Here is a 6,000-nt window from a genome sequence, read left to right as displayed (position 1 = left end):
GTTCTCGGTAACTCCTTCTGTAGAAAGAGTCGCTGCGATATCTTTGTACGATGCGCCTTCGGAGCGCATTTGTACCGCTTGCTTGCGAGTGGTGTCAGTGACCTTGCTTACTGCCATTTATATATCTCCTGTATTCAGTTCATGCCATAGGCAGATGCCTCGTGGTGTTGGATGGGATCAAATTTCAGGCAGCACGAAACCGACGCCTGACATCACTCTGTGGTGGGTCGAGAACGTTCGGTGCGGACTGCTGGAAAGGGGGCCTTTATACGCCAGTCGACCCTGTTTTGTCAAGGGATATTTCATAGCGGTAGTTGCACAGAATCAAACTGCCCGTACGAGCCCCTGTAGTGCGATCTGAGCGCCTTTCTCTAGCGAGACGACTCAGATTTAGATCCGCACTTATCGACGCTCATGTAGCGCTAAAGGCCGCCCCAACTGCGCTCGATGGTATAATGCCGAAAAGCCTCTCATGGTTCAAAAGTGGCACTGCCACCCCATTAGCATGCACCCTTCGGATTTTACTCTTCGTCTAGAAACTTTGTACTCCCGTAGTTACTTTGATGTCATGGGCAGTACGGCATTGCCAGTTTTCGCCTGCAAACTGCTGGCGTAAAAAAACCGACTAAATGTCGGCATCTGATTGACTACTAACTCTTCAAGGCAATACCAACTTCATAGCAGCCGGTGCACTACCATACGTAAAACTTTAGTTACGGCAAATCAATTGTATTATCAACAAAAAATACTGCTCTAGCTGTCGCTGGCAGCCATCCGATACTGAGCAGCCGCCATGTCGTCATAGGTAGTAATCCTTCAGCGGACAACTAACCGACCCTGCTTTTTAGCAGCAGCTATTACATTTCGATTCGCGGTGAAAACGCGTATCCCTGGAACGGTAGTAAAATCACCATCATCCGTAATGATTTGTGTGATGCCACTCAACGCCATCGACTCCAAAATAAAAAGATCATAACCATCTACCTTATTTGCCCCTATTCTTGCGATAGCAGCTGTAGCAAAACCTGCATCAATTGTCACATCTAAAGAACTTGACATAGATGAAACCTGCTTGCAAACCGAGCTAATCTCCGAGCACACCTTAGTTCTTTCAACATCTAAATTGTGACGATAGATTTTAGTTGTGACAGCTTTACCTATAAATTTTTCATACATCTCACGCTCAACCTTCTCTACCACATGAGAAAGCTCGGCCATACTTAACCCTGATTGATAAATTTTAGATCCAGCTCCAAGCGCATCACTCGTATACTGAGGATACGTATTCACTTGATATGACGCGGCACCTGCAACACTTGCCTTACTGTACGTCATCCAATACCAGACATTCGTATCTACTAGAAAAGAGTCCTCTTTCAGCGGCGAATCCTTTGAAATATCCACAACATCAGCTTTTATATCCAAAACAACCATTATCACTCCCCCCCTTTAGCTTGCCGCTCCAATATATCATCGACTATCTTCTTATAATCCGCATCAGCGTGATACACCGACGCGTTTTCAATCACTTTCCCTACTACTATTTCACCCGTTTCATCTAGGCCTTCGAGATGAAGCAGCTTCCTAAATGAATCTTGTGAAATCTCATTCAGAAGCTGGCCAATTGAATAATTGAAGAAAGGCGAAGCAAACTGTTTCACGCCTGAAAAATCCAGCAATACTTCCTCTCCCGCTTTCAAACTATCCAAGATCATGTCATGAAGCTTTTGCCCTTCCGAAGCCACGATGCACCTAACGCCAAAAATCTCACTTACCAAAACTTTCATCACACATTCCTCTAGGAAAGATCTTCACCACGAAAGTGATATAGCCTCTCGTCACACTTCAACTTAATCTGAACCACAGTTCCAGAAAATGCGTTATCAAGTTCCTGAAACTTTACACCACTCCTACTCACCATTGCGTGAGCGCTATTGGTAAAAATTTCTAGCGAACCATCATTTACGCTTACCAGTGCACTCAACAAATCCAAGCCGAGTCCTCGCGCTATTCCCTGACGCCCGGTACTATTTCCTCGCTTGAATGCCCATTCGACACACAGACTAGGCAATAGATCCTTTGACCTAGGATCACTTTTTAAATACTCTTTAACGTTTGTAGCTATGCCGACACCAAAATCCACCACAGTCAAAACAAGTTCATTTTTTCTTTCAAAGTGATGCCCACAAGAAAACACGCCTACGTCCGACCTACCATGCTCGAAAGAATTAGCGTAAATTTCCCACACATGGCCAACAATAGCGTTTTTCAAGCGATCACTTACTTGCACCCACCCTCTTCCGATCCACTTATTCTCTAGATAGTCCAAGACTTCATTCGATCGCTCAACAGGATCTTCCCTGAAAGGGACACAGTGACTATCCCATCCATGAACACCACCACCAAAGCTCCTTGCAAATCCGTTATGCCGCAGAAACTTTAAAACCGCCGGATGCTGCAGAGAGTCCCAATCCAAAGTTACTGGGATATCTCTTTTCATAGCAAGCCTTATTAGCCCACCTAAAAATGCTACCGCCCCCGGTGAAATACGAACACATAGAATAAAAGAAAAGCAAACTCCCTGAGGATTTTTGAATACCATATCCCTGGCCCAGAAAAGCCATTGGTAATCTGCAATGGCATCATCCAGAGGCGGTACATATAATTGGAACACCCCTCCTCCCCCTGTCAACTTAGTCACCTTTACCCTCTAGCCATCCTAGCTACACGCAACAGCGCATTCAGTCAATTCGAAGCCGATCATATATGGCAGACACCGACGAAACAACAAACCTGAGCATCCCATTTTTACGATCACCACATCACACGCTCACCATCCCCTATCCCTTCCCACTCCCTCCCCCACCCCACCCCCCACCTCCTCGCCAATGCCGCCTCCATGAGACACACAGGAGCCCGGGACAATTCCCAACAAAGCAAAAGAAGGAGTAATGAAGAATTCTAGGTGGCTCACATCGCAAGCCCTATTTCGTAAAAGGAAATGCGACAGATTCAGGAGACTAGCTCACTTAGAAGCTGCCAGAAGGAGGAGGATGGCAAACCATGGGTTCAATAGAATACCAAACCAGTAGCAGCAAACGAAACGCGAGAATCTTACGTAGAAACGTTACGTAGAATTTCAGAATGCAAAAAGCCCCAAGACCTTGATCTATGGGGCTTTTCTATGTAATGGCGGAGAGATAGGGATTCGAACCCTAGGTACCGGTGAAGGTACAACGGATTTCGAATCCGTCCCATTCGGCCACTCTGGCATCTCTCCAACGGCGCGCATCATAACAACACTTTTACCGAAAGCAAACCCTCTTTCGAAATTTTCTTCGTGCTATCAGATGCTTGCGTCGATTAAAGCGGTACACCCAGACGATTGGCGACTTCTTCGTAGGCTTCGATAACGTCACCGAGGCCCTGACGGAAGCGGTCTTTGTCCATCTTCTTCTTGGTGTCCTTGTCCCACAGACGGCAGCCGTCCGGGCTGAACTCGTCACCGAGGACGATGGAGCCGTCGCTGAACACGCCGAATTCAAGCTTGAAGTCGACCAGCAGCAGGCCGGCGTCATCGAACAGCTTGGTCAGGACTTCGTTGACCTTGAGCGACAGTTCTTTCATGCGCGCCAGTTGCTCGGCGGTGCCCCAACCGAAGGCCACGACGTGGGATTCGTTGATGAACGGGTCGCCCTTGGCGTCGTCCTTCAGGAACAGCTCGAAGGTGTAAGGATTGAGCTTCAGGCCTTCTTCGACGCCCAGACGCTTGACCAGGCTGCCAGCGGCGTAGTTACGCACGACGCACTCGACCGGGATCATGTCCAGCTTCTTGACCAGCACTTCGTTGTCGGCCAGCAGTTTGTCGAATTGGGTCGGTACGCCGGCCGCTTCGAGTTTCTGCATGATGAAGGCGTTGAACTTGTTGTTGACCATGCCTTTGCGGTCGAGCTGCTCGATGCGCTTGCCGTCGAACGCCGAGGTGTCGTTGCGAAACAGCAGGATCAAGCGGTCAGCGTCGTCGGTCTTGTAAACCGATTTGGCTTTGCCGCGGTAGAGTTCTTCACGTTTTTCCATGATGGGCTCCGCTTGCTAAGTAGGTGGGCTAGGCGATGTGGCGCCAGTCGAGCCCTGAATCTTGATCGGCCAGTTGCAGCCAGTCCGGGTCGCACCCGAGGGTGTCGACAAAACATTGCCGGGCCAGCTGCGGCAGGTTGTTCTTGCTGCTCAGATGGGCCAGGACCAGGTGTTGCAAGCCCTGCCAGCCCAACTCGGACACCAGGAATGCCGCCTGATGGTTGTTCAAATGTCCCAGCTCGCCGCCCACCCGCTGCTTGAGAAAGTACGGGTAATGACCACGGGCCAGCATGTCGCGACAATGGTTGGACTCGATCATCAATGCATCGAGGTCCCGATAACCATCCAGCACCCGCTCGCAGTAGGAACCCAGGTCGGTCAGCAGGCCGAAGCGCCGCTGCTGGTGATCACTGAAAACGTACTGGGTCGGTTCCTGCGCATCATGGGCCACGGCAATGACCCCGATGCTCAGTGCACCGATCTGCAGTTGCTCGCCGCCGGCCAGAAAGCCTGCGGGTTCAATCGGTTTGCGCATCCCGCGCAGTGTGCCGCGACTGAGGTAGACCGGTAGATTGTAGCGCCGAGACAGTAAACCCACGCCATGCACGTGGTCGGCATGTTCGTGGGTTACGAGTATCGCGCTCAGTTGCGCCGGGTTCACACCCAGGCGCAACAGGCGTTTTTCGGTTTCCCGCAGGGAAAAACCACAATCCACCAGCACATACGTATCAGCACTGGCGATCAGCGTGCCGTTCCCTTGGCTACCGCTGCCGAGAACGGCAAAACGCATGGTTGATCAGCCCAGGTTGTCCTGAATCACGCTCAACACTTTGCGTGCCACTTCAGCCGGCGCGACGGTGTTGATGTTTTTCTCGACGGTCACCTGAATGTTCTCGCCAACCTTGCTCAGGCGAACCTGATAACGCTCGGCACGGGCTTCAACTTCTTCCTTGCTCGGCGCACTGCCAAACAGGCTGCTGAAGAAACCAGGCTTGTCGTCTTTCTTCTCGGCTTTTTCGGCCAGGTTGATGTAGTACAGGCCCAGGCTACGGTTGATGTCTTCAACGCGCCATTCGCCTTGTTCCAGTGCACGGCCAACGCTCGACCAGGCACGATCCAGATCGTTACCGACGTTCAACACCGGGTTGCCGCTGCCGTCTTCGCTGAGGCTGACACGGCTTGGCGTATCGAAATCACGCGAGGCCAGCATCGACACCGAACCGCCCTTCTCGGAGATCCGGCTCATGCTCGCGAGCATGTCGTCGACCAGCGCTGCGTCCAGGCCAGTGTTGACCGAACGGTTGGTGAAGGCCACGTCGGCCGTGCTGCCGGCAGGACGCTCGGCGCTGACCACGTAGATTTCACTGGTGTTGCGCTGCACGCCCGGCTCGATCCGCACACGCACACGGGTTTCGCTGTCGCTGGCGATGCCGGCTGCACTCAGGCGCTTGGCCATGGCCGCGGACAGTTCGTCGGAATGCTGCCAGGTGGTGGTGAACTCGCCGGTCTGCGGGCGCTGTTCATCCAGACGGAAACCGTTGTCCTGGAAGAATTGCACCGCCACTGGCCAGACTTCGGCCGGTGGGTGCTGGGCCACGACCCAGCGAGAGTCACCGCTCTTCTGCAGCGAGTAATCGCTGGCATCGGCAACGGCCGACAGCGGCTGAGGACGCGGCACAATGTATTCGCCCTTCTCGGTGTCATCAGCAACGTTACGCGGGATCGGCAACAGCGGATCCAGACGCTTGGAAGTGCTGACTTCCGGTGGAAGTTGCATTGGTGCAGTCTGTTGCGCTTGCAGGTAATCGCTACCACGGTCGCGGAAATAACCTTCCGGCCCCCAGACCCATCCGCAGCCGCTGGTGCTGGAGATAATCAAGGCAAGTGCGGAAAGTCCGGCCATTCGCTTCATGCGTTGTACTT

General features: G+C 52.1%; 6 protein-coding genes and 1 tRNA gene. All 7 read right to left on the bottom strand.

The features are described 5' to 3' along the window. Nucleotides 1–816: 816 nt before the first annotated feature. The 7 genes from AC1DVF_RS19455 to bamC all read right to left on the bottom strand — a co-directional run bounded on the left by AC1DVF_RS19455 (nt 817) and on the right by bamC (nt 5,989). Nucleotides 817–1,434 carry a hypothetical protein gene (locus tag AC1DVF_RS19455; RefSeq protein WP_477782994.1) on the bottom strand — a complete coding sequence of 206 codons (618 nt, stop codon included), beginning with the start codon at nt 1,432–1,434 and terminating at the stop codon, nt 817–819. Between the two features lie 2 nt (nt 1,435–1,436). After that, entirely contained in the window at nt 1,437–1,787 is a 351-nt protein-coding gene (locus tag AC1DVF_RS19450) for an STAS-like domain-containing protein (protein ID WP_477782993.1), read from the bottom strand. An 11-nt stretch (nt 1,788–1,798) separates the two neighbouring features. Further along, nucleotides 1,799–2,701 (bottom strand): ATP-binding protein, encoded by a 903-nt coding sequence (locus AC1DVF_RS19445; RefSeq protein WP_477782992.1) that lies wholly within the window; start codon nt 2,699–2,701, stop codon nt 1,799–1,801. Between the two features lie 489 nt (nt 2,702–3,190). Next, nucleotides 3,191–3,280 (bottom strand) — tRNA-Ser (locus AC1DVF_RS19440). A gap of 83 nt (nt 3,281–3,363) precedes the next feature. Next, nucleotides 3,364–4,077: a phosphoribosylaminoimidazolesuccinocarboxamide synthase gene (purC, locus tag AC1DVF_RS19435; RefSeq protein ID WP_093438296.1), complete on the bottom strand. Its 714-nt coding sequence runs from the start codon at nt 4,075–4,077 to the stop codon at nt 3,364–3,366. A gap of 28 nt (nt 4,078–4,105) precedes the next feature. Further along, nucleotides 4,106–4,867 carry an MBL fold metallo-hydrolase gene (locus AC1DVF_RS19430; RefSeq protein WP_099758257.1) on the bottom strand — a complete coding sequence of 254 codons (762 nt, stop codon included), beginning with the start codon at nt 4,865–4,867 and terminating at the stop codon, nt 4,106–4,108. Between the two features lie 6 nt (nt 4,868–4,873). After that, nucleotides 4,874–5,989, bottom strand: coding sequence for an outer membrane protein assembly factor BamC (gene bamC / locus AC1DVF_RS19425; RefSeq protein WP_093438304.1), 1,116 nt, complete (start codon nt 5,987–5,989; stop codon nt 4,874–4,876). Nucleotides 5,990–6,000: the final 11 nt, after the last annotated feature.

The sequence above is a fragment of the Pseudomonas sp. P4_D7 genome (assembly GCF_056401755.1).
This window is presented reverse-complemented; position numbering and strand designations above follow the sequence as displayed.